This is a genomic window from Actinomyces qiguomingii, assembly GCF_004102025.1.
GTDB classification, from domain to species: domain Bacteria; phylum Actinomycetota; class Actinomycetes; order Actinomycetales; family Actinomycetaceae; genus Actinomyces; species Actinomyces qiguomingii.
Genome location: NZ_CP025228.1, coordinates 3,964,838 through 3,988,549, shown reverse-complemented (window position 1 = coordinate 3,988,549; position 23,712 = coordinate 3,964,838). Strand labels below are relative to the sequence as shown.

Annotated in this window: 18 protein-coding genes and 2 pseudogenes; 13 read left to right on the top strand and 7 right to left on the bottom strand. The window is 65.1% G+C overall.

Annotated elements, in window-relative coordinates:
• The first annotated feature begins 437 nt into the window (after positions 1–437).
• The 8 genes from rpmH to CWT10_RS16620 all read left to right on the top strand — a co-directional run bounded on the left by rpmH (position 438) and on the right by CWT10_RS16620 (position 6,252).
• Entirely contained in the window at positions 438–575 is a 138-nt protein-coding gene (gene rpmH / locus CWT10_RS16655; protein ID WP_103063225.1) for a 50S ribosomal protein L34, read from the top strand.
• A complete protein-coding gene (rnpA, locus tag CWT10_RS16650; RefSeq protein WP_332881190.1) occupies positions 514–984 on the top strand; it encodes a ribonuclease P protein component in 471 nt (156 codons plus the stop codon). Before rpmH ends, rnpA begins: the two co-directional genes overlap by 62 nt.
• Positions 981–1,346, top strand: coding sequence for a membrane protein insertion efficiency factor YidD (gene yidD / locus CWT10_RS16645; protein WP_103063223.1), 366 nt, complete (start codon positions 981–983; stop codon positions 1,344–1,346). Before rnpA ends, yidD begins: the two co-directional genes overlap by 4 nt.
• Before the next feature lie 46 nt (positions 1,347–1,392).
• Positions 1,393–2,580, top strand: coding sequence for a membrane protein insertase YidC (yidC, locus tag CWT10_RS16640; RefSeq protein WP_103063222.1), 1,188 nt, complete (start codon positions 1,393–1,395; stop codon positions 2,578–2,580).
• Between the two features lie 52 nt (positions 2,581–2,632).
• A complete protein-coding gene (locus tag CWT10_RS16635; protein WP_103063221.1) occupies positions 2,633–3,262 on the top strand; it encodes a Jag family protein in 630 nt (209 codons plus the stop codon).
• A 5-nt stretch (positions 3,263–3,267) separates the two neighbouring features.
• Complete coding sequence (gene rsmG, locus CWT10_RS16630; protein ID WP_103063220.1) at positions 3,268–3,936, top strand: 16S rRNA (guanine(527)-N(7))-methyltransferase RsmG; 669 nt, start codon at positions 3,268–3,270, stop codon at positions 3,934–3,936.
• A 79-nt stretch (positions 3,937–4,015) separates the two neighbouring features.
• Positions 4,016–4,933: a ParA family protein gene (locus CWT10_RS16625; RefSeq protein WP_103063219.1), complete on the top strand. Its 918-nt coding sequence runs from the start codon at positions 4,016–4,018 to the stop codon at positions 4,931–4,933.
• A gap of 2 nt (positions 4,934–4,935) precedes the next feature.
• Positions 4,936–6,252: a ParB/RepB/Spo0J family partition protein gene (locus CWT10_RS16620; protein WP_128683633.1), complete on the top strand. Its 1,317-nt coding sequence runs from the start codon at positions 4,936–4,938 to the stop codon at positions 6,250–6,252.
• A gap of 129 nt (positions 6,253–6,381) precedes the next feature.
• Here CWT10_RS16620 and CWT10_RS16615 read toward each other — a convergent pair whose 3' ends face one another.
• The 3 genes from CWT10_RS16615 to CWT10_RS16605 all read right to left on the bottom strand — a co-directional run bounded on the left by CWT10_RS16615 (position 6,382) and on the right by CWT10_RS16605 (position 11,646).
• Entirely contained in the window at positions 6,382–7,383 is a 1,002-nt protein-coding gene (locus tag CWT10_RS16615; RefSeq protein ID WP_103063218.1) for a D-alanine--D-alanine ligase family protein, read from the bottom strand.
• 39 nt (positions 7,384–7,422) lie between these two features.
• Positions 7,423–8,736 carry an aminotransferase-like domain-containing protein gene (locus tag CWT10_RS16610; RefSeq protein WP_103063217.1) on the bottom strand — a complete coding sequence of 438 codons (1,314 nt, stop codon included), beginning with the start codon at positions 8,734–8,736 and terminating at the stop codon, positions 7,423–7,425.
• Positions 8,737–10,128: 1,392 nt separating this feature from the next.
• Positions 10,129–11,646, bottom strand: coding sequence for a threonine synthase (locus CWT10_RS16605; RefSeq protein ID WP_103063216.1), 1,518 nt, complete (start codon positions 11,644–11,646; stop codon positions 10,129–10,131).
• Positions 11,647–11,997: 351 nt separating this feature from the next.
• Between CWT10_RS16605 and CWT10_RS16920 the strand changes: the two genes are divergently transcribed.
• From CWT10_RS16920 to CWT10_RS16585, 5 genes and pseudogenes are all read left to right on the top strand, one after another.
• Positions 11,998–12,156, top strand: a complete 159-nt coding sequence (locus CWT10_RS16920) for a hypothetical protein (RefSeq protein ID WP_158247657.1) — start codon at positions 11,998–12,000, stop codon at positions 12,154–12,156.
• Positions 12,157–12,249: 93 nt separating this feature from the next.
• Positions 12,250–15,204, top strand: a complete 2,955-nt coding sequence (locus CWT10_RS16600) for a hypothetical protein (RefSeq protein ID WP_146032402.1) — start codon at positions 12,250–12,252, stop codon at positions 15,202–15,204.
• Between the two features lie 94 nt (positions 15,205–15,298).
• A complete protein-coding gene (locus CWT10_RS16595) occupies positions 15,299–15,877 on the top strand; it encodes a DUF6301 family protein (RefSeq protein WP_103063213.1) in 579 nt (192 codons plus the stop codon).
• Between the two features lie 45 nt (positions 15,878–15,922).
• The gene (locus CWT10_RS16590; protein ID WP_233188165.1) at positions 15,923–16,531 is read left to right on the top strand and encodes a DUF6301 family protein; all 609 of its coding nucleotides are present in this window, start codon (positions 15,923–15,925) and stop codon (positions 16,529–16,531) included.
• 227 nt (positions 16,532–16,758) lie between these two features.
• Positions 16,759–18,333, top strand: a pseudogene (locus tag CWT10_RS16585) (IS1634 family transposase).
• An 11-nt stretch (positions 18,334–18,344) separates the two neighbouring features.
• Here the strand turns inward: CWT10_RS16585 and CWT10_RS16580 are convergent.
• From CWT10_RS16580 to CWT10_RS16565, 4 genes and pseudogenes are all read right to left on the bottom strand, one after another.
• Positions 18,345–18,437, bottom strand: a pseudogene (locus CWT10_RS16580) (sugar O-acetyltransferase); the annotation flags it as partial.
• 108 nt (positions 18,438–18,545) lie between these two features.
• Positions 18,546–18,872 (bottom strand): thioredoxin, encoded by a 327-nt coding sequence (gene trxA, locus CWT10_RS16575; RefSeq protein WP_103063104.1) that lies wholly within the window; start codon positions 18,870–18,872, stop codon positions 18,546–18,548.
• Between the two features lie 88 nt (positions 18,873–18,960).
• The gene (trxB, locus tag CWT10_RS16570) at positions 18,961–19,887 is read right to left on the bottom strand and encodes a thioredoxin-disulfide reductase (protein ID WP_103063105.1); all 927 of its coding nucleotides are present in this window, start codon (positions 19,885–19,887) and stop codon (positions 18,961–18,963) included.
• An 87-nt stretch (positions 19,888–19,974) separates the two neighbouring features.
• Positions 19,975–23,646 (bottom strand): murein biosynthesis integral membrane protein MurJ, encoded by a 3,672-nt coding sequence (locus CWT10_RS16565; protein ID WP_103063114.1) that lies wholly within the window; start codon positions 23,644–23,646, stop codon positions 19,975–19,977.
• Between the last annotated feature and the right edge of the window lie 66 nt (positions 23,647–23,712).

The window sequence follows — 23,712 nt, the reverse complement described above, 5'->3', positions numbered from 1 at the left end:
GGGCGTGGATGGGCTCCAACGGGGACCGGAACGGTCCACCGACGGTTGCCCACAGGCTTGTCCACAGCTGGGGAAGAGTATGGCATCGGCTGTGACGTCGCCTCGCCGGCCCCGGCGGGTGGCGTCAGGCCAGGCACGAGGCCGGGTTGCGGGGCGAGGGCACCTGTAGGGCGTGGACGGCGGCTGTGCACAGGGGCGGGGGACGGCAGTTCACAGGCTCGGGACTGGGCGGTGCGCCGCAAGGGCAGCCCTGGGACGGGCGTGTTCGGGTTCTCATCACAATGCGGCCGTACTCGTTTGACCGCAGTGAAAGCGTGCCCCTATTGTGGTGAGGACGTTCGCGTGGATTCACGTCCCGGTCCATGGGGCAGCCAACGCGAGCGACCGTGCCGCGATCGGCGATGCACGGTTCCGATCATCGCACCAGGAGTAGACCCGTGAGCAAGCGGACCTTCCAGCCCAGCAACCGTCACCGCGCCAAGGTGCACGGTTTCCGTAAGCGTATGCGCACCCGTGCCGGTCGGGCCGTTCTGGCTTCGCGCCGCCGCAAGGGTCGCGCCCGTCTCGCCGGCTGAGGTGCTCCCGGCGTCGCATCGGATGCTGCGGTCGGAGGATTTCTCGGCCGCGGTCAGGTCCGGTGCGCGCAGCGGCAGTCGCCGACTGGTGGTGCACTACTGTGCCGGATCGAATCCTGGCTCGGGTGAAGCTCCCGAGGCAGGCGGCGTCGTCGTGCCCGACAACCCGGCCCGCGTGGGAATCGTGGTCTCCAAGAAGCAGGTTGCCCGCGCCACGCACCGCAACCGGATCAAACGGAGAGTGCGTGCGCTGATGCGGGCGCGCCTGAATGAATTGGAGCCGGGAGCACGGATCGTGGTGCGCGGCCTGGCCGCCGCCGACGGCGCCACCAGCGCCGAACTGGCCGCCGACCTGGACCGGCTGCTGGAGCGCAGCCGCAGATCGGCTCACCAGGGGCGGCGCCGATGACCACGCCCCAACGGAGGAGACAACCCTCGGCCGCCACTCGGGCAGCACTTGCCCTGGTGCGGATGTACCAGCATTGGATCTCTCCCGCCCTGCCGCGACGCTGCCGCTACTATCCCACCTGTTCGGCCTACGCGGCGGAGGCGATTGGGGTGCACGGAGCACTAAAGGGAATGCTGCTGGCGGCCTGGCGGCTGCTGCGCTGCAACCCGTTGGCCCGCGGCGGGGTGGATCATGTTCCCGAACCCGGGGCGTGGCGCTACCGCCTACCGCCCGACATCCCCCGCTTCGCAGCGGACCTTGAGGGCAGGCCCGATGACGGGCCCGAACCACGTCGGGCGCCACAGGCGCTGTGGTCGCAGTAACCGTCCAGATCTCAGAAATAGCTGATTACCGAGTACAAGGAGTGCAATGGACACGATCCTGTGGCCCTTAATGGTCGCGGTCGCCTGGGTCATGGTCAGCATCCATCGATTCCTCGTCTTCATCGGATTGCCCGGTGGGCCGGGCATCGCTTGGGTGCTGTCCATCATAGGCCTGACCATGTTCGTGCGGCTGTTGATCATGCCGCTGTTCGTCAGGCAGATCCGCGCCTCACGCGGCATACAGTTGATGCAGCCCGAGCTGCAGGCACTGCAGAACAAGTACAAGGGCAAGAAGGACCCGGTATCGCAGCAGCGCCATCAGGAGGAGATGATGGCGCTGTACCGCAAGCACAACACCAATCCCTTCGCCTCCTGTCTGCCGATCGTCTTCCAGATGCCGGTGTTCTTCGCCCTGTTCCGGGTGTTGGCGAATCTGGAGGCGGTGGCCACCGAGACCTATGCCAACCATGCCTCCATCGGTCCACTGACCGCCGAGTTGGCTAAGGACGTGCAGGCCTCGACCGTTTTCGGTGCCCCGCTGTCGTCCTCCTTCATGAGCTCCGACGACGGTACGGTTAAGGCTGTCACCGCTGCGATGATCGCCCTGATGTGCATCACCCAGTGGTACACCATGGCCCAGCTGAGCATGAAGAACATGCCGGAATCGGCTAAGAGCGCTGACAATCCGGCCATGCGCACCCAGCGCATGATGATGGTGGTTATGCCGCTGGTCTTCGCCTTCACCGGCGTGCAGTTCCAGATCGGCGTGCTGGTGTACTGGGTGACCACCAACCTGTGGACCATGGGTCAGCAGTTCTTCACCATTCGCAAGATGCCCGTCCCCGGTTCGGAGGCGGAGAAGAAGATGCGCGCCCGTGAGAACGCCAAGCGGGCCCGCAAGGGCCTGCCCTCTCTGGAGGAGGAAGAACGCGCCAAGGCAGAGGCCGAGGGCACCGCCACCTCCGGGCAGCGAGCTCAGCCGGTGCGCAAGGACCGGCAGAAGAAGCGGCCGCAGAAGACCTCCGCGACGGCAAGTGCGGACACGAGCGCCTCTGAGGACGCCGAATCGGAAACCAACGATGCCCAGGAACGGACCAACGCCGTCGGCCTGACCCCGGAGGAGATCGCCCGACGTCGCTATGAGAGGCGTGCCCGGGCCCGCAAGCAGGCGGCCGCCAAGCGCAAGGGCCAGGCCGGCAAGAACAAGAAGAACAATAGGCGCAAGCCTCACTGACCCCGGCCGCGCCGGACTCAAGGTAACCACGAGCAGCGAAGAGACACCCACCATGAGCGAGCACGCAGCACAACACCCCAGACAGCAGGCCACCACTGTAAAGGACCTTGAGGAGGAGGGCGAGGTCGGTGCCGACTACCTCGAGGAGTTTTTAGACATCGTCGACCTGGGCGGAGACATCGATATTGATGTCGACCACGGCCGCGCCTCAGTCGCCATCATCGCCTCGGAGGAGGGCGATGAACGTGAACTGGCCGACCTGGTGGGACGCGACGGCGAGGTTCTGGAGGCAATCCAGGAGCTCACCCGCCTGGCGGTGCAGGTGCGCACCGGCAATCGTTCCCGGCTCATGCTCGACATCAACGGCTACCGCGCCGGGCGCCGGGCGGAGCTGACCAAGATCGCCGAGGAGGCGGTCACCAGGGTCAAGGCGACTGGGGACCCGGTGGCATTGGAGTCCATGAATCCCTTCGAACGGAAGGTCTGCCACGACGTCGTCGCCGCGGCGGGTCTGTTCTCCGAGTCCGAGGGCACCGAGCCGCACCGGCATGTGGTGGTCATGCTGCCCGAGGAGTCGGATGATTCCCAGGATGCCGACGGTCTAGACACCGAGGGCGGCGCCCGTCCGGGCCACGAGGTCACCGACGCTGCGGCAGCGGCGGCCGACGACGAGCAGGCGTAGGCGCAATGACCGGCAATAACGTCGCCGCGGCCGAACCGCAGGACGGGCCTGCGGTGGAGCGTCCGAGCCAGGAGATGCGCGCCATGTTCGGATCGGCCTTCGGTGCCGCCGAGCATTTCGCGCAGATGCTCACCGAGCAGGGTGAGCTCCGCGGCCTTCTGGGGCCCCGGGAACTTCCGCGACTGTGGACGCGCCATATTATTAACTCCGCGGCGGTGGTACCTTTTCTGCCCGAGCGGGGGCGAGTGGCTGACATTGGTTCGGGCGCCGGTTTCCCCGGCGTGGTGGTCTCGCTGCTGCGCCCGGACCTGGACGTGGTGCTGGTTGAGTCCATGGAGCGGCGCACGCAGTGGCTCGACGACGTCGTGGCGGAGCTCGGACTGGACAATGTCACCGTCAGGCGGGCGCGAGCGGAGGAGCTGAGAGCTCGATACGATGCGGTCACCGCACGAGCTGTGGCAAATCTCACAAAACTGCTTAGGATAACCTCTCCTCTGTTGCTTCCGGGTGGGAGCCTGCTGGCGCTTAAAGGGGCCCGTGCGGAGGCCGAGGTCGCAGACGCGAAGTACGCTATTAAACGGGCTCGTCTCGAGCCGGCGGTGATTCACGAGGTGGTGACCCCCGGCGAGGAGGTCACCAAGGTCGTTCAGGTCCGCAGACCGGCCTCGCGCTGACCGGTTATCGGCCGCTTCTCACGTAGACTGAAGTGCCGAGGGGCGTGCGCCGCCGGGATGTCGCCGTAGGAGAAGCAGATTGTCAGGATCGTCCATCTTCGATCAGCTCAGCGCTGACCGCTCAACCCTGGATGAGGTGGCCGGGGGCGGATTTTCACGACCCGAGCACACCCGAATCATCGCCGTCGCCAACCAGAAGGGCGGTGTCGGCAAGACCTCCACAGTGGTCAATGTGGCGGCCGCCCTGGCCGAAGCGGGACTGCATGTTCTGGTGGTCGATGCGGACTCGCAGGGTAACGCCTCCACCGCGCTCGGAGTCGAGCATGACGAGGAGCAGGCCTCCATTTACGACGTACTGGTGGAGGGGGCCCGCATCCAGGATGTGGTCGTAAAGACCCGCTTCTCTGAGTCACTGTGGTGCGTTCCCTCCACAATCGATGTGGCGGCGGTGGAGATCGAACTCATCAATTCCTCTCAGCGGGAGTCGCGTATGCGCCTAGCACTGGAGGAGTTTCTGCGTGAGAGGGCCGCACAGGGTCTTCCCCGCATGGACTACGTTCTCATCGACTGCCCGCCGAGTCTGGGCATTATGACGATCAACGCTTTTGTGGCCTCCAGTGAGGTACTGATCCCCATGCAGGCCGAGTACTACGCCTTAGAGGGACTGGCTCTGCTGACTCGTTCGGTTGAGCGGATCGCCCAGATCCATAACCCGGATCTGAGTGTCTCGATGATCGCGCTGACCATGTTCGATAGCCGTACTACGCTGGCGAAGGAGGTTGAGAACGAGGTGCGCACATACTTCCCGCAGGCCGCGTTGAATACGCGCATCCCCCGTTCGGTCAGGGTTGCGGAGGCACCGTCCTTCGGATCACCGGTCGTGTTCTGGGACCCCCGCTCCAGCGGCGCGGTCGCCTACAAGAAGCTCGCCCTCGAGATCGCCGCACGCGGAGCCCAGTCCGGTGAGGGTCGGCAGGACGAATCCACGGAGGCATGACCATGGCACACAAGAAACGCGGCCTGGGTCGAGGGCTGCAGGCGCTCATCCCGGAGGCCCAGGCAGAGAATCCAGCCCGCCGACCCTCCGATGTCTTCTTCCCCGCGGGACGCGGTGACGCCGCTGCGGATGCCGCCTCCGACATGGCGGCGGCCAGGCACGCCGATGACATAGCGGCGACTCTGCTCGCGCCGTCTAAACGCAACCGGCGCCAGCCGAAGCAGGCCGATACGGCCGCGCGGACGGCGGAGGAGCCGACTTCCCTGGGCGCAGACGAAGTCGGTGAAGTGCAGCGAGGGGGCGAGGTAGAGGTTACGCCCGCGGCGGATGTTTCACGTGAAACATCCGCCGAGGCAGATGCAGCGGCAGATGAGGAACTGGTTCCGGTTCCCGGGGCTACATTCGCGGAACTTCCCGTTGAAGCGATCATGCCCAACCGGCGTCAGCCACGCCAGGTATTTGACGAGGATGACATCTCCGAGCTAGCCACCTCCATTAAGGAGGTGGGCCTGCTCCAACCTATTGTGGTTCGCCGTGTCGATGACGCCGGAACCGAGGAGGTCGCCGCAGTCCCGGCGCAGGAGGCGGAGGATATTGAAGACTCTGCCGGGGGCGAGCCCGATCAGGCTGCGGATGGTCCAACCGGTGCGGATGCGCAGACCGCCACATATGAACTGGTTATGGGCGAGCGACGCCTACGCGCCGCCAAGGAGGCCGGGCTGGAGACGATCCCGGCGGTTGTGCGTTACACCGCGGATGAAGAGCTGCTCCGGGACGCCCTGCTGGAAAACCTGCACCGGGTGCAGTTGAATCCGCTTGAGGAGGCGGCCGCCTACCAGCAGCTGCTGGAGGACTTCGACTGCACTCAGGCCGAGCTGTCTGAGAAGATTGCGCGTTCACGATCGCAGATCTCCAACACCTTGCGGCTTATGAAGCTTCCCCCGCTGGTGCAACGCCGCGTAGCGGCGGAGGTCATTTCTGCCGGCCATGCTCGCGCGCTCCTGGGACTACCTGATGCGGCGGCCATGGAGCGAGTGGCACAGCGCATTGTGGCCGAGGGACTGTCGGTACGTGCGACAGAGGAGATCGTAGCGGTTTACGGGGAGATGCCCGACGCGGTTCCGAGTTCAGCGCCGGCCCGCTCTCGCAACACCCCCCTGCCCGCCCTGTCCACCCGGCTCTCAGATGCCTTTGATACGCGCGTGCGGGTAACACGCGGAGCGAAGAAGGGGCGCATCACCATTGAATTCGCCGGTGACGAGGACCTCGCCCGTATAGTCGAGGCTCTGGCGCCGGGAACGTCACTTGATGAAGGCTGAAGGCGGAGACGGCACAAACCGCGAGTGATCAGAACTCACAACTAAGGGCCGCGATGTTTCACGTGAAACATCGCGGCCCATTGCTCGGTGGGAGCGGCAAGCAGCCGAAGCGAGAGGGTGCGCCGTTCGTCAGGCACCGCGGGGTTGGGGTCGAACGGCGGGATGACGGACCAGCTGATCGTAGAGCTCCTCCAGTTCCCCGGCCGCCTTGGCCGCCATTGGGAAGAGCGAGATCTCGGTCATTCCAGGAACGACGTTGACGTCAATGAACCAAGGCTGCTTCTCAGAGTCCAGGATCATGTCGGTACGGGAGAGATTGCCCAGGCCCAGGGTGCGGTGCACGGAGATTGCCATCTCCTGCGCACGGTGGATTACCTCGTCGTCCAGGCGGGCCGGGACGAAATACTCGGAGCGCCCGGGGTTGTAGCGGGCGTCAAAGTCGTAGCGACCTTGGGAGACGACCTCAACCGGCGGCAGGGCGCGGGGACCATCGCCGGTGTCCACAACCGATACTGCGAGCTCGGTTCCTTCGACGTAGTTCTCAATCAGTGCGCGCTCGTCGTATGCGAAGCATGAAACCATGGCGGTGCGCAGCTCGTCGGCATTGGACACATAGGAGACGCCGAGGCCGGATCCCCCCTGGTTAGGCTTGACCACAACCGGCAGTCCCAGGTGACCGGCGACAACGCCGAGCACCTCCTGTGCTCCGAGCTGGCTGAAGTAGGCCTTCGGGAGGGTCACCGAGTCCGGTGTGGGCACGCCGGCAGCGCGTACGGATGCCTTGGCCGTGGGTTTGAACGAGGCACGCTGGCATCCATCCGAGTGTGTTCCCACATACGGCAGATCCAGGGCGATGAGCACATTCTGTAGTCCGCCGTCCTCCCCGTGTCCGCCGTGGACCAGCGGCCAGACCACGTCGGGGCTGAAGGCCTTGAGCGACGGAATCGTCCGGGCGTCGACGTCGAGCACCACGGCGGTATGTCCCAAATGCTTGAGGACGTTCATCACCCGGTGGCCGGAGCGAAGTGAGACGTCCCGTTCATGGCTGAGGCCACCTGCGAGCACGGCCACACGCAGGGGTGCTGTGGGTGCGCCGATGGTGTCGGAAACTGATTCTGGGGTGTCGGTCATGACGGCTCCTTGCTTCTGGAATGCGGTGCGGTGTTACGGTCAGACCTGGTCCGGGGACGGGGCGGAAACCCCGATTGAGGGACGCTGCCGGGCAGGTCCGAAGAGATCAATGAGGTCCAAGTCATGCTTGACGACCTCCGAGAGTCGTCGCACGCCTTCGCGGATATCGACCGGTTCGGGATAGCAGAATGACAGGCGCATGTGGTCCCGACCGGCGCGCCCGCCTGCGTAGAAGGCAGTTCCGGAGACGTAGGCAACCAGGTTGGTGACGGCTCGCGGCAACATCTCCTTGGCGTCCAGACCGTCGGGCAGTCGTACCCAGACGTAGAAGCCGCCCTCGGGCACGTTCCACGTGCACATTGGCATGAACTCGCTCAGGGCTTCCACCATGGCGTCGCGGCGAGTGCGGTACATGGTGCGGAACTCTTGAATCTGGCCCCGCCAGTCGAAATTGTCCAAGTAGGTGGAGATGGAGAATTGGCCTACCGAACTTGGACACAGGATTGCTGCTTCGGATGCCAGCTTCATCTTCTCGCGCACCGCAGGCGGCGCGACGGCCCATCCTACCCGGTAGCCCGGAGCGAAGATCTTGGAGAAGGACCCGAGGTAGACGACGTCGTCGGGCGCCAAGGTCTTCAAAGCGGTGCTTGTGCGACCCTGGAAGTCGAGGAGACCGTAAGGGTTGTCCTCAATGATGAGGATGTGGTGACGGCGACAAACCTCAATGATCTCAGGGCGCCGCTCCTCCGAGAGACTGACGCCGGCCGGATTGTGGAAGTTCGGCAGGCAGTAGAAGAACTTGACGCGGTGACCCTGCCGCTCGAGTTCGACGACTGTTTGTTCCAAAGCCTCGGGGATGACGCCGTCGGCGTCAATGGGGACCTGTTGAATGTCGGCCTGATAGGTGGAGAAGATGGAAAGCGAACCTACGTAAGTCGGTGCCTCCGTGAGGATGACATCGCCGGGGTCGATGAACAGCTCGGTGACGATGTCGACGGCCTGCTGGGAACCGGTGGTGATGACCACGTCCTCGGGATCGGCATCGATTCCTTCAAGGGCCATGACCTCAGGAATCTGCTCCCTCAGTCTGGGCGTCCCCTGTCCGTTGCCATACTGCAGTGCCCGACCACCCTCCTTACGTATCATCTGCGCGGTGGCCTCGGCGATTCGATCGAGCGGCAGGTCCTTCAAGTTCGGCATGCCGCCGGCCAGCGAAACGACCTCGGGTCGGGAGGCGACGGCGAACAGCGAGCGGGTCTCCGATTCGCGCAGGCCGTAGGCCCGTGTCGCATAGGAATCGAGCCAGGGATCCAGCCGGTTGCCTCGTTGTGGATTGGTCTCGTTCACGGTCATCCCTCCCGACGGGTGTAGTGTCTCTGGGAACAGTCTGCCACGCCAGCAGTGTTCGGCGATGTTTCACGTGAAACATCTTCTCCGGCGCATGCGGGCGCACCGGCACGCGGACTTGTTGAGGCAGTGAGTCTTTCTCACCTGAGCCGGGGGCTCAGGGCTGGAGCTCGGCGCGACGCTGCGGGAAGAATGGGTAGGGAGTGGTGTGGCGTGCATGGGGCCGCACCGCCTTGTGTTGTCCCTGGTCTTCGCCGTCATCACGCCGATCCTGGCCAGACGAGGGGCTTCCTGGCGAGAAAAGGCTCAGTTGAGGCAATCTCAGCGCATGTGAATCCTGCGTGAAGCTGAAGGATCGGATGTTTCACGTGAAACATCCGACGCCCTGGAGTCTCCGCGAATCCAGTACCTGCGGATCGGGGTTCCGTTCCTGGGTCGGCAACGTCCGCCCGCGGCCACCCGTCGCGTACCCACGTATCTGAGCCGCGGCGCTTAACCCCTCGTCGACGCTGACCGCCCCCATTGCGTACCTGGGGACCAGAGGAAGAGGCACTGAGGGTATGTTGGGCTAGAGGGGCGGAGCGAGAGCTGATGTTTCACGTGAAACACTGGGCCCTCCTCCTGGTGTCGTGAGCGTGGGTTGGCAACGGTTAGCAGGTGGGTTAGGTAAGTGCTGTTGGTGGACGTACATGGAGCCAAGCTTCCGGACTGCCGGTGTCCATCAGGAACCGGGGTTCGGTGATGACGTCCTTGGCGGGTATTCAGTCGTGTTGTTGCTGGGCCTCCCCTTCAGGTGACTGAGATCGGAGCCGGGTTTGCCATGAGCGCTTCGCCGAGAGCATTCCTGATATGGGCGATCCCTGTGGCGGTCGTGCGAGTAGGTACGGTTTAGTGGCGCAGTACTAGTGGCGCCACCAGGTGGTGCGAACGGCTTCGGGCCCCGCCGGCGGAGGCAGGCTTGAGGCATGATATTTAGGCGGCCAGCGCGCTCGTGCTGTTGGTGCTGTTATCGGTTCAAGCCCACTGGCCGCCCACAGTGACGATGATTCGGGTGTGAGCGCGAGTGCTGTTAGGCGTGGCTAGGTGGCACTGGGTGTCAAGATGCCGGTTGCGGGAAACCAGGCGGTAGCGCCTCGACGGTCCTACAGCCCCATTGACCACCGCACGTGAGACCCGGCTGAAAGGGTCGACGCCTTACTAAAGGGCAGCCGAAGCGCTCGAAGAGGCGTACTCGACGCTGGTGCGACAAACCATGTCACCACCACCGCGATATTCGTCCCGAACCCAAACAGCAACCGCTCACGATGCAAAAGGCTCGACCGCGCTCCCGCGGGGAACAGTATGCGAAGGACAACCGAGGCGGACTGAGTGTTTCACGTGAAACATCGGCCTGCTCGGTTAGCTACGCAGTGCGTCGGACGCAATAATGGCGCGCAGCCGGTCCACGTCGCACGGGATGTTGACGACATGCTGCTCGGCCTGAAGCAGCTCACGCACCCTAGAGCGCTCCGGCTGCGGGCTTCCAAGCGCCTCGGCGACGGTCTCTGGGAACTTCTCTGGCCTGGCGGTCTCGAGCACCAAGGTCGGGAAACCCGGCTCCATGACGCGGCCAGCCACAGTGACGCCGTCGGCCGTATGCGGGTCAATAGGCTCGCCGGTGGCCGCATGCACCCGGCGGATGGTGCTGAGCCGGTCAGCATGGGTGGAGGTACCGGAGACGAAGCCGAACTCCCTGCTCAGGCGCGCCTGCTGATCCGAAATATCCAGCACTCCGGTGCCTTCCAGTTCGGGCCAGCGGGACTGGAATTCATCGGGACCGAGCAGTGCCCAGATGAACCGCTCCAGGTTAGAGGCCTTGGAGATGTCCATTGATGGGCTGGAGGTGGCCAGGGTCTGCGCGCTCGAACGGGGCCGGTACACGCCTGTGGAGAAGAACTCATCCAGTACGTTGTTCTCATTGGTGGCGAGTATGAGTCGCCGGATGGGAACTCCCATGGTGCGGGCCAGGTAGCCGGCATAGATATTGCCGAAGTTCCCACTGGGAACTGCCACGTCGACGTGGAAGGCATCTCCTGACGGACCGGGGGCGTCGGCTTCTTCGGCTTGTCCGTCGGTGCGCACGGCGTCACCCTCTCCCCGAACTCTGGAGCATAAGTGGTCCGAGGCGCGCAACCAGGCCCACACGTAGTAGACGACCTGGGCGGCGATTCGCCCGAAGTTGATGGAGTTGACCGCACCGATGGAGTACTCGGCCTTGAAATCGGGGTCGCTGTTAATCTCCTTGACCAGGTTCTGACAGTCGTCGAATACGCCCGCGACGGCGATGTTGTGAATATTGGGATCGGCCAGGGAGTACATCTGGGCCCGCTGCACGTCGCTCATGCGTCCCTGTGGGGAGAGCATGAAGACGCTGACGCCGTCGCGTCCCCGGAAGGCGTGCTCGGCGGCCGAACCGGTGTCCCCGCTTGTGGCGCCCAGAATGTTGAGCACGCGTCCCTGGCGTGCCAGCTCGTACGGGATTGCCTGCCCGAGGAACTGCATGGCCAGGTCCTTAAAGGCCATGGTCGGCCCCTCGGATAGTGCCACCAGGGCCATTCCGGGGGCAACGTCGTCCAGCGGACGCAGCGGTACTACGGGCGACGGGAAGCGCTCCGGACCGTAGGCGGCGGCGGTCAGTTCCCGGAGATCCGCGGCTGGGATATCACTGGCGTACAGGCCGATGACCTCCGCCGCGAGCTCCGGGTAGTTCAACGACCGCCAAGATTCCAGGGTGGTGGCGGATACGCGCGGGACCACAGCGGGGACGGCCAGACCGCCATCGGGCGCCAACCCGGACAGGAGCACGTCCAGGAAGCCGGCGGGCTCCATGCCGCCCCTGGTGGAGATGTAGCTGGTGTCCTGCGTGCGGTGCTGCATGTGCCGCCCTCCCGTGCGCCGTGTGTAACGGGCTAATCCTATGCGATGGATACTCCCAGCTTGGCTGATCGTGGGGCGCCTTGAAGTCTAGACAGGTGTGGCGAGAGTCCGATGCTGGGGTCTGGCTGGTGGTGATGCGTGTTTGGTATGTATCGGTTTGGTTAAGCTTGTTTAGGAGCGTGATTCCCTATGGTTGGTGATGGCTGATCTGGAGGTCTCCCCGGAGGCGTGGCGCACCCACGCCGGACACGTGGCCTCAGTAGGCGACGGAATTGGGACGGTGGAGTCTGCTGCTGATGCTGGCTGAGTGGGCTGCCGTTTGGGGTGCTGTGTACGCCTTTGTTTGCGTCGGTGTATGAGGTTGCGAGGACGGCGTTTGACTCGAGCCTGTCGGATATTGAGGGCCTGTTTGAGCGGGACGTGCAGGATTTGAAGGATACGGCCACTGATTTTGAGGACACTGATTCTCAGGCGGCCACCGACGCCTACGGCACCTACCCGGCGGCTTGACTGGTGCTGTGGTGTCGCCGCGTGCAGATGATGTGTTTGATTTGTTTTGCTTAGATTCCCTGGAGGTTACTTGTGGCTACCGCTAATCAGCTTGTGGCTGAGCGGCAGGATTCTACGTCGTTTTGGGCGGGTACCGGCGTCGGGGAAGACCTTTCGGATCTGGGTGAGGCCATTGGTAACGGGTCGTGGTTGTTCGGCTCGCTCGCGGGTGTGGGTCTGGCCGGTGATGTGGTGTTCACGGTGTTCAACCCGATTGCGGCTGCGGTCAGTGCGGGCCTGGGTTGGTTGATTGAGCACATCCACCCGCTTGATGAGATGCTGGAGAAGGTCACTGGTGATGCGGACGCGGTGATGGCGGGGGCGCAGACCTGGAGGAATATCGCCGAGGAGTTGACGGCTAATGCGGCTGATCTGCGGGACTATGTGACCGCGGATTTCGCGGACCAGGCCGGTCAGGCGGCCGATGCGTGGAGGTCGCGGGCCAGGGAGCTGTCCGGTGGCTTGGATGATGTTTCGGGTGCGGCGTCGGGTATCGCCAAGGGCCTTGAGATCGCGGCGGCGATCGTGCAGTTCGTCCATGACATGGTGCGGGATACGATCACGGAGGCCTTCGGCATGCTGATTCAGGCGGCTGCGGAGGAGATATTCTCTCTGGGTTTGTTGACTCCGCTGGTCGCTTATCAGACGTATTCGTGGATCGCGACGCGGGTGACCCGGCTGTCGGGAAAGATTAAGGACCTGATCACTTCCATTTCGGGCTTGTCGCGTCTGCTGCGGCGTGTGCCGCCGGATCTCACCAGCCTGGTGGGCAAGCTGAATAAGCTCAAGCAGCTGGCACCTTCGAATCTGACCGAGAGCGCGGGCAGGGGAATCGGCCGTGGCATCAAGAACCATATGGGCGGCTTGCCCGAGGTTCCGGTGCATGCGGGCTCTTCGGCTCGGGCCGCGCGCGGCGCCAACAACCTTGACGGCCCCGGCACCACCACCAGCACAGGCGGCACCAGCGGTGGCTCCAGCAGCCCCGGTGGGACCCCATCTGGTTCTGGGAGCCCGGGTTCCAGCTATCACGGTCTTGATCCGATTCACGGAGACACCAGCAAACCACCAGCTTCAAGCCACAGCGGTGCGGGCTCGTCGGCGGGTTCCACATCCCCCTCGTCCTCCGCTCCGTCTTCTCACACCGACACCGGCGGTGGCGCTGGTGCTGGCGGCTCTTCACCAAGCTCCCCCGGCAGCCCGGGCGGTGCGGGCAATCCAGGTACTTCCAGCGGTGGTGGTTATTCTACCGGGAACAGCAGCTACCACGGCATCGACCCCATCCACGGCGACATCGGTACCTCTTCTTCGGCTTCTTCGGCCCACGGCGCCGCGCACACCGATGCCGGTTCAGCCGCTGAGTCCCAGCCTGCGGGCAGCAGTGGCCCGCACCGCGGCGAAACTAGTACCCCGGATGCGAGCACAGACCGGACCGAGGCCAGCGGCTCGGATGCGGGTGGTGGTCGGGCCGGCAGTGGCAATTCCCCGGCCGAGGCCGACGGCGCGGGCTCCATGAGCGGCAGCCACGCCGGCGCGGACGCCTCCCGGTCGGCACCCCACGACACCACCGATACCCCGGACACGGCGCCCACCCGGACGGGTGCTGATCAGGCTGACGGCAGTGCTCGCGACGGATCCAGACCAGGGGCCGACCAGGACACCGGCGGCCGTACTAACCGGGCCGATGCCGACCAGCAAACCAGTAGCGGCGCCGGTGGCGTTGATGGCTCGGATACGCACGCCTCTGGTCGTTCCGGTTCCGGCGCTGATGTGGACACCCGCGGTCGGTCGGGCTCCGATACTGATGGCGGTACGTCAGCGGGCTTGCATCCCAGTGGCTCTGCTGCGGCTCGGACCAACGGCCCACATGCCGTTGACGGTAATGCGGCGCACGCGCACGGTCAGGACACCGCCGCTGGCCACACTCCCGAGTCCCGACATAGTGGAGATGGGAGTGACGGAAGCAAACCGGATGGTACCAAGTCCGATGGCGATGGTGGGGCTGAGCGTCAGCGTGAAACCGAGGACGGCGGGGACGGCCGGCGGGCTTGGGAAGGCCACACGGCTGAGAATGCCCATGGTCGGGATCAGGACCATCCCCGTGACACCGACCAGGACAACCATGAACACCAACGTGATCAGCATCATGGTGATGATAGTGATGGTTCTTCTCATAATGGTGTTGACCCTGATTCGGACGCGGACATCGGTGGCGAGGATTTTGATGTCCACAACAGTAAGGATGTCCCTGCGCTGTTTGAATATCGCGAGGAGATCGTTGATCAGCGCAACATCCTTGAGCAGCACCTGGGAGAGCAGATGCCCGAGGGTCATACCAGTAAGGACTTCAATGCCGATAACCGCGATGACACGATCGCAAGACTCGGTCGTAAAGGCTATGACCCAGACGACCTAGACGATCTGCAGACAACTGCCAAGGATCTTACGGACACGCGTCGTGAGATTCGGGACACGTCTGCCCATATTGGTGAGGTCGGGGGTGAGAAGTATCTTGCTGAGCAGGGCACGCCGGTGTTGGATGAGTGGGCTATCGACAATAACAAGGATCTCAACAACGGTACGGTTCCGGGCGGTTATACCGATGGTGCCTCCCGTTCCACGCCGAACGAGCATGATCGCAGCACGGACTTCTATGAGGAGGAGTACAAGGGCGCTACCGCGAAGCCGTCCAGCAAACCGGTGCGCACCCATTACGAGGGGAACGCGAAGCAAGGCAGTCAGGCCTATGCACGTGACCACTTGCTAACTGACCCAAGGTATGCCCAGTACTTCCATGACCACCCCAGGCTGTGGGAGGACATCAAGAACGGTAACACGCAGTTGCACTATAGGGTGATCTCCACCCGCACCCCAGACGGCCCGCCCCACATCAAGGACGTTCCCTTCGACCTGGTCGGGGACGATGGCGGGAAGGTGCGCGACCACCTGCAACGGATGATTGACGACATCAGTGCCCAGAGTCAGCAGCCGCCCACTCCTGAGGCCGAATGACCACCCGAACCTCAGGAGTTCATGTCACCCGCGCCGTCTACCATGGACCTGAGCACCACAACCGTTACGACCGCTACCCACTGAGGAGTACCTGATGGCAGGCAGTACCAGCAGCGAGCCCCCCACCAACCCCACATACGAGCGCGAGTTGCCCGACGGCACCATCTACAGGGTGGTTCCGCCCGAGGTGGGTGTGCCGGTGATCCGGCGGTGGTTGGAGCACGACTGGCCCATGACCGCCCAGCAGGCGCTCGCGCTGCGCGACGAGCTTGGCTGGACACCCTCGCCTAGGAAGGAAACGCTGGTGACCACCAACCTCGGCTCGGGCAGACCTAAGGACGCCTCTATCACCATCATCAGAAACAAACTTGACTCCATACACGTATGGTTATCGTCGTTCGCGCCAATCGACTTTGACTCGATAACCACAGCTTTGACGCAAAGCATGTACGAACAGTACGTTCACGTCTTCACCGACATGTACGGAAATGGTGTCCAGAAACTAAACAAAGACGTTCAGTCGACTACTTGGACCCTACACTCCGGTGCGTCGATTCGTATCGACACCATAGGTAGCGTGATTAGTTTCGGTGTAAACTCACCTATGGCGAATTATGCTGCTGCGGCTGAGGCTGAGTTGTTGGAGTGGGAGGCCGCTGATGATGGCGAGTAGGTTGTAGTGGTATTCGTTTTGCCCGGTGGTGGAGGCGATTACGCGATGAAGGACGACTACCAGCATGCGCGCATCCCGTACTCATACGAGCGCGAGTTGCCCGATGGCACCATCTACAGGGTGGTTCCGCCTGAGGTGGGTGTGCCGGTGATTCGGCTGTGGTTGGAGCACGAGTGGCCCATGAGTGTCCGGGAGGGCTTGGAGCTGCGCGACCGTCTCGGCTGGCAATCGTCACCATCAGACGAGATGATGTTTACTACCGGCCACGACCTGGGCGGCAAAGATGCATACTTCATCGATCTTAAAGGCCATGTGGATTCCTTTCACATGGGGTTGGCTTCGCGTATTCCTAAGGCCAGTGCGCCGCCGGAGGCGCCTGCGTTGGTGCGCCGGGCATACGACCAGTACGTCCGGGTGCTGACCGACTTGTACGGCACTGGCACCACCAAGCGCTTCCAGGGGCGCAACGGCCCCCAGGAGTCCACAACCTGGACCCTGCCGAGCGGAGCATCACTGACAGTCGGCGTCCTGGGAAGGATTATTGACGTTACCGTGGACTCGCCTGCCGCCAACCGTGCCGCCGAGGCTGAACGCCGCTACCTCGCGGAGGAAGCCGAGTTCCCCACCGAACCCCTGAATCGGAAGGGGCGGTGAACGGACGAAGCGTCGTCCGGAGCCGTGTAGCGGCAACGGTGCTACGCCTCCGCCTCGGTGATCGGGCGGATCACCTTGGCCGGCATGCCCCGACCACTACAGCCTCGGGCACCTGACTCGTCTCATTTTTGGTGACCCTGCGTCATGATCAGGGTTTTTCGTTGGTGTGGCGTGGTTGGGTTGGTGGTTGTGGGGCACTAATCCGGTTGGCGGTAGGGTGCGGGGGTGTGAGCCGGTATGTTCGGAAGGTGCGTACCGCTTCTGGTGCTACGGCGGTGCAGATCGTGGCTAAGGAGCATGGGGTGCGCCGGATTGTGGAGCACCTGGGCTCAGCGCACAGGTGAGGCGGAGCTGGCGGCCCTGGTTCAGGCGGGGCGGGAGAAGATCCGGGGCGGGCAGGGCGTTTTGGACCTGGCCGGCCTGACACCGCAGGCCGCCGGCCAGGCCGCGCCGGCGGTGGTTGAGTCCAAGCGCTCGGCCCTGCTGTGGGATGTGCTGTGTGGCGCATACGAGGCCCTGGGGCTGGGTGAGGCCACTGGTGGGGATGAGGGCTTCAGGCAGATGGTGCTTGCCCGTCTCGTGGAGCCCACCAGCAAGGAGCAGGTACCCCGCGTAGTCAGTGAGCTGGGGGTGGGCAGCGTGTCGCGGGCATCCTTGTTCCGATCCCTTTCCCGCTGCGTGGGCCGCCAGTGGCGAGAGCGGATCGCGGACGCCTGCCTGCGGCATGTGAGTGCCGCAGGGGACTTGTCCTTGTGTTTGTATGACGTGACGACCCTGTACTTCGAGGTGGAGAAGGAAGACTCCCTGCGGCGGGTGGGGTATTCCAAGGAGCGCAGGGTGGACCCGCAGGTGATCGTGGGGCTGGTGGTGGACCGGACGGGCTTCCCCCTACAGATAGGCTGCTGGGAGGGCAGCAAGGCCGAAACCAGCACGCTGATCCCCATGGTCGAGGGGTTCAGGAAGGCGTCGGGGATCGACCACCTGGTCGTGGTCGCCGATGCCGGCATGCTCTCAGCCGGCAACCTTTGGGCCCTTCATGATGCGGGTATGGGCTTCATTGTGGGCTCGCGCATGACCAAGGCGCCGGCGGACCTGGCCGCCCACTTCGCCTGGCATGGGGATGCGCTGGCCGATGGGCAGGTGATCGACACCATCACCCCGCGCCGAGGCTCCACCAGCCGGGAACGCGACCGGAACGTCCGTGATGAGCCCGTCTGGAGTGCTCAGGCGTATCCCGGGTCGTGGCGGGCGATCTGGGCCTACAGCGCGCGCCGGTTCGCCCGGCACCAGCAAGACCCTCACCGCGCAGGAGAACAAGGCTAGGGCGGTGGTCGCCGGCCAGCGGCGCCCCAAGGCCACCAGGTTCGTCACCACCCGTAAAGGCGACCAGGTGCTCGACGAGAAGGCTCTGGCCCGCGCCAAGCGGCTGGCGGGACTGAAAGGCTACGTGAGCAATATCCCCGCCACCGTGATGCCCGCCAGCCAGGTGATCGCCTCCTATCGCGAGCTGTGGCACGTGGAGCAGTCCCTTGCGCATGAGCAAGCATGACCTGCGGGCCAGGCCCGTCTTCCACCACACCCACCACGCCATCCATGCCCACCTGACCGTCGTCATGGCCGCCTTGGCCGTCGCCCGCCACCTACAAGCCGCCACCGGCATCACCATCAAACGGCTCGTACGCGAACTGGGACCACTCCAAGAAGTCACCATCACCATCAACGGCCACCACATCACCGCCCAACCCCAGACCACCCAGACCGCGCAGCAAATCCTCAACAACCTGAACACCGCAGGGCACTAAAGTGAGACGACTCAGGCTACAGCCTCGGGCACGTCCCGGCTCACCACCGCCCCGGCCGCGATGACCGAGCCGGGGCCGATGGTGACACCCGGTAGGATGACCGCGCTCCCGCCGACTTATACGTCGTCGCCGATGTGCACGGGAGCGATGTCGAGGGTGGTGACGTTGCAGTTGGTCGGAAAGTCGTCGCCCATGCCGGTACTTCGCCGAGGTCAGCCGATAACCTTCTCCAGCTGCGCCTTAAAGGAGGCCTTCGGGCGGGAGCCGGCGAACTGGTGGACCACCTCACCGCCTGATACGACGGCGAAAGTCGGGATGGAGCGCACGCCGAAGGAGCGGGTGGTGGCCGGGTTGGCGTCCACATCCACCTTGACGAACTTCGCCCGCTCGCCCAGTTCAGCGGCGACCTCATCTACGACGGGCGCCATCTGCTTGCAGGGGCCACACCACTCGGCCCAGAAGTCGATGACCACAGGCACCTCGGACTGCATGACCTCGGTCTCAAAGGTGGCATCGGTGACGGCAAGTGCATTGGACATGAGATCTCCTCAAACAGGTCGTGTACAAGTAACGGAAAAGGGTGAGCGCCGGTGTCATTCGGCGGCCGGCGCCGCTGCGGCCACGCCCTTATGCGTCGAGCCCGGCCAGGTAGGCCTCGGCATCCAGCGCCGCCCGGCACCCCGAGCCGGCGGCGGTTACCGCCTGCTGGTAGTGCGGGTCGGCCACATCCCCGCAGGCGAAAACGCCGGGGATATTGGTGCGCTGGGACGGCGAGTCCACTTTGATGTAGCCGGCCTCATCCAGCTCCAAGACCTCGGTCACCAGTTCGGAACGTGGAATCTGTCCGATGGCCACAAACAGGCCCGCAGCCGGCAGCTCACGTCGCTCGCCGGTGACGGTGTCCTCCAGGGTCACCGACTCCAGGGCATCGGCGCCGTTCAGCGCCACTACCCGTGAGTTCCAGGCGAAGTCGATCTTCGGGTCGTCCTGCGCGCGCTTGGCCATCACCGCGCTGGCGCGCAGCTGGTCGCGCCGGTGCACCACCGTCACCGAGGAGCCGAATCGCGACAGGAAGGTGGCCTCCTCCATGGCCGAGTCGCCGCCGCCGACCACCACGATCGGCTTGTCCTTGAAGAAGAAGCCGTCGCAGGTGGCGCAGTAGGACACGCCGTGGCCGGACAGCCGCTCCTCCCCATCCAGACCGAGCTTGCGATACTCCGAGCCGGTGGACAGGATCACTGTGCGGGCCTCGTAGACGGCGTCATCGGTGGTGATGCGCTTGACCTCACCGGTCAGATCCAGGGCGGTGACGTCCTCGAAGCGGACGTCGGCGCCGAAGCGCTCGGCCTGCTCCTGCATCTGCGTCATCAGGTCGGGGCCCATGATGCCCTCCCCGAAGCCGGGGAAGTTCTCCACCTCGGTGGTGTTCATCAGCGCGCCGCCGGCGGTTACGGAGCCGGCCAACACGATCGGGCGCAGTTGGGCGCGAGCGGCGTAAATCGCTGCGGTGTAGCCCCCGGGGCCGGAGCCGACAATGACGACGTCGTGAACCATGACTCTCCTGACTGTGTCCTGCGCGGGCGGGCGCCCGCCGATGCCTGATGAACCGGGGACGTCCCAGCATTGTTCCGGCGGGGCGGCCTACTTGAGAGTGATCTCCGAGATGGTGAGCTTGTATTGGCCGTCGGATGCGGTGGGCATGGCCGTCACCCACAGCACGATCGTCTGCGCGTTGGTGGCGTCGAAGTCGAAGGAGGTCGTGCCCTCCGTGAAGGCTCCCTCGGCCAGCAGCGCACCGCCGGTGGGGTCCTCCGGGCTTGTGGCCCGCACCTGCACATTCCCGCCGGCACCCGTGCCCTGGATGTCGATTCCGGAGACCTGCGCCTCCTGCTCCAGCGTCACCGCCATGCCGATGCCCTGCTTCCAATCGAGGGAGGACTCGTAATAGAAGCGCGATGACCAGGCCTGGTCGGTGTTTCCGTCGATGACCAGGCCGGCGTTCTCCGGGTGCTCATTGTTATCCCCGAAGGGGTCCAGTGCCTGGGCGGAGACCGGCGTGATCGCCGCCCCGGGCGCAGGCTGCTGCTCCTGCGGCGCCGGCCCAGGCGCCGCCTCCTGCGAGGCGGTGGGCACGGTCTTAGCGGCCGGAATGTCATCGTCCTGGAACTTCACTCCGGCCAGGCCAAGCAGGTTGTTGACGGCGAAGAACACTCCCACCAGCACCGTGACCACCACAACCACGAGCACCACGGTGGTAGTGCGGTTGACCGCGCGTTCCTGCTCATCGTCATCGTCCGCGCTCGGCGCCGAGGAGTAGTACTCGTGCTGAGGCAGCATCGTCTGGTCGGCGGACCAGGATGAATGATCCGGCACGGCGGCCCCGCTGGTCGGGGTAGCGGCCGACGCCGCGGCGTCCCGTGGGGTGACAGGCGTCGGCTCGGGGACCGCCTGAGGGGCGGGTGCAGGCGGCTCGGGGGCGGGAGCCGGAGCGGGCGCGGGAGTCGCCGTCGACGCCGGGGTGGCGGCACGGGCTGTGGAACGGCGCCGCAGTCGGGCTAGAACGCCGCCGGCCATGCCGGTGAGCGCGCCAGCGGCCGTTGCCGCCGAGGATTGCTCCGCCTCGGCCGGGGGCTCGGGGGCGGGGCCGGTAGCGGTCGCGGCGCCGAGGGATGTCAGAACTCCGGTGTCCCAAGGCGCCAGAGCGCTCGCGATTTCCGCGGCCGAGGTCGGCACCCGCGTCGGTTCTCCCCAGGTGCGGGCGACCAGTGCATCCAGGGCGTGGTCGACGTCGTTGGGCGTGTGCGCGAGCTGCGACGGGGGTACGGGGGCGCCGCCCGCCGTGGGTGCCGCGGGCAACCCGGCACGCTTGCCCGGCCAGCGCCCGGTCAGGCCGAAGTACAGCAGCTCAACCAGCGCCCGCGCGTCGGTGCGGTCGGCGGCCAGCGGATCGGTTGCGGCCACCGATTCCCGGCCCAGCGCGGCCGCCTCCACGCCGACGCCGGAAACCTGCACGGTGCCGTCGGGACGCACCCGCACCGAGTCCGGCGACAGGTTCAGGTGGTGCAGGCCGCGGCGCGAACAGGCACTCAAGGCCTGGGCCGCCTCGCCGACAATGGCGCGCACCTGATCGGCCCGCAGTCCCTCACCGACCAGTGTTGAGAAGGTGCGGCCCGCTATCGGCTCGGTGACGATGAACGACGGCGTGGTCGTGTCGACGTCGTAGACGCGCTGAATACGGGCGTCATCCACCAGGACGGCGCGGGTGGCCGCTTCGAGCACCTCGCGGCGATGCGGGGTGGCATCGGTCAACATGAGCACGGTCACCGTGCGGTCCAGGATTGTGTCTCGGCCCAGGTGCCGCACGATCCGCGGCAGCGTCGCGGGCATCGTGGACAGCAGCTCGTATCGGCCGGAGCCGATCGGCGTCGCGTCCGTCATAAGGTCGCCCCCCACGACTGGTAGTGCCTGCGTATTGAAAGCGAGTCTAGCCGGATCGGCCGGCCAGACGGTGGCCGGGGCGAAACCGATACTCGCGGTAGGCGGTGGCGGTGGTGGTGGTGGAGCAGTCCGGCGCGCACTGGGCGGGAAGGAGGGCGGCAACACCAGGGGCGGCTCGGCGGCGGGACTCGCCGGGGACGCGGCCGGTGCCAGGGCCCGGCCCGCCTGCTCAACCGCCCGGCCCACCGGCCCGGGCAGGATCCGTCCGATCTTGGCCACAATGCGCGAAAGTGGGCTGAAGAACACGTCCAACTCCTGCACGCGCAGGAGCTTGGCCACCGCCAGATAGACCACCGACATGACTACGGCCACCACCATTACGGTGACCAGAGCGTCTACAGGGCGGGAGCCGGTCAAAGAGCCGTCACTCGGGCCAAACAAACGGCGCAACCCCAGTCCCGCCAGCACGGCGGGCAGCGCCGCGGCGATCAGCCGCGCGTAGGTGCCCACCACCCGGGGCCCGTCCAGGTCCGGCAAATGGCGGCGGATCAATGGCACCAGAACCAGGAACCCGGCAATCTGGCAGGTGGCCGATGCCACCGCAGCCCACAGCATCCAGTGGTTGGCCGGGGCCAACAGGTAGGCGCCCAGGCAGACCACTATCGGGATGATCCCCACCACCGTATCGGCGATCAGCAGTCGCTTGGTGTCGGCGTAGGCGAGCATCACCCGCTGCATGGTGAACCACACGCCCTGCCCCACAATGCCCACAGCCAGAACCGTCAGGATCGGGGCGGAGGCAGTGGCCTGCTCCAGGGACAGCGAGGGGACGAACACCTGCAGCGCCGGCGCCGCCAGGGTGCCAATGCCGGCCGCGAACAGCACCGTAAAAACGGCGATCGAACGCAGCCCCAGAGACAGGTCATCGCGCACGCCCTCCCGGTCCCCGGCTGCCGCCTTCTCACTCATACGGGTGAACAGGGCGGTGATGATGGAAGTGGTGATCAGCGACTGCGGCAGCATGTAGACCAGCTGGGCGTTGGCGTACATCGTCGTCGACGGGACGATCACGTCCGCGTAGGCCGCCGATTCGGCGGCCGTGACCGCCCGCGAACCCAGGTTCGTGGCGGCCAGATCACCCAGTGAGACGATGCCCGTGCCCAGCAGTGCCCACAGCGCCACCTTGGACATGGTGCCCAGGCCCGTGCCGCGCACCCCAAAGATGATCCTGGGGCGGAAGCCGGAGCGGACCAGCGGAATGTACAAGATGAGCGCCTGGGCGGCGATGCCCAGCGTCGTCGTCGCACCGATTAGGGCGATGCGACCCGCGTCCCAGATGCCCGGGTCCTGGCCGGAGGTGTAACCGCCGTAAATATGCAGGTAGGCCAGGATCGAGACGATCGAGATAATGTTGTTAAGCACCGGGGACCACATGTACGGCCCGAAGCTGGAGCGCGCATTGAGCACCTGCCCCCAAAGGGCGTACAACCCGTAGAAGAAGATCTGCGGCATGCACCAGAAGGCGAAGGCGAAGGCCAGTGGCTGCCAACGGCCCAGGCCCGAGGCGTACAACTTGATCACCAGCGGCGCGGCCACGGTCAGCAGCGCGGCCACGGCGGCGATCAGCGCCGAAGCGGCCGTCAGTAGTCGATTGACCAGCTCCTCCCCGTTGCGCTGGCGCAGCGCCCGCACGATCTGCGGCACTAAGATCGCATTGAGGATGCCGCCGATCAGCAGGTTGTACAGCTGGGTGGGCACCGTGTTGGCGGTGTTGAAGGCGTCGGCCGCACCGGAGGCGGTGGCACCCAGGGCGGTCACCAGCAGGGCGTTGCGCACCAGGCCGAGAATGCGGGAGGCGAGCGTGCCGGCGGCCATAACGGCGCTGGAGCGGGCAATCGAGGGCGTCGACTTGTCCGCCTGCTTATCCGCCGGGGATTGCCG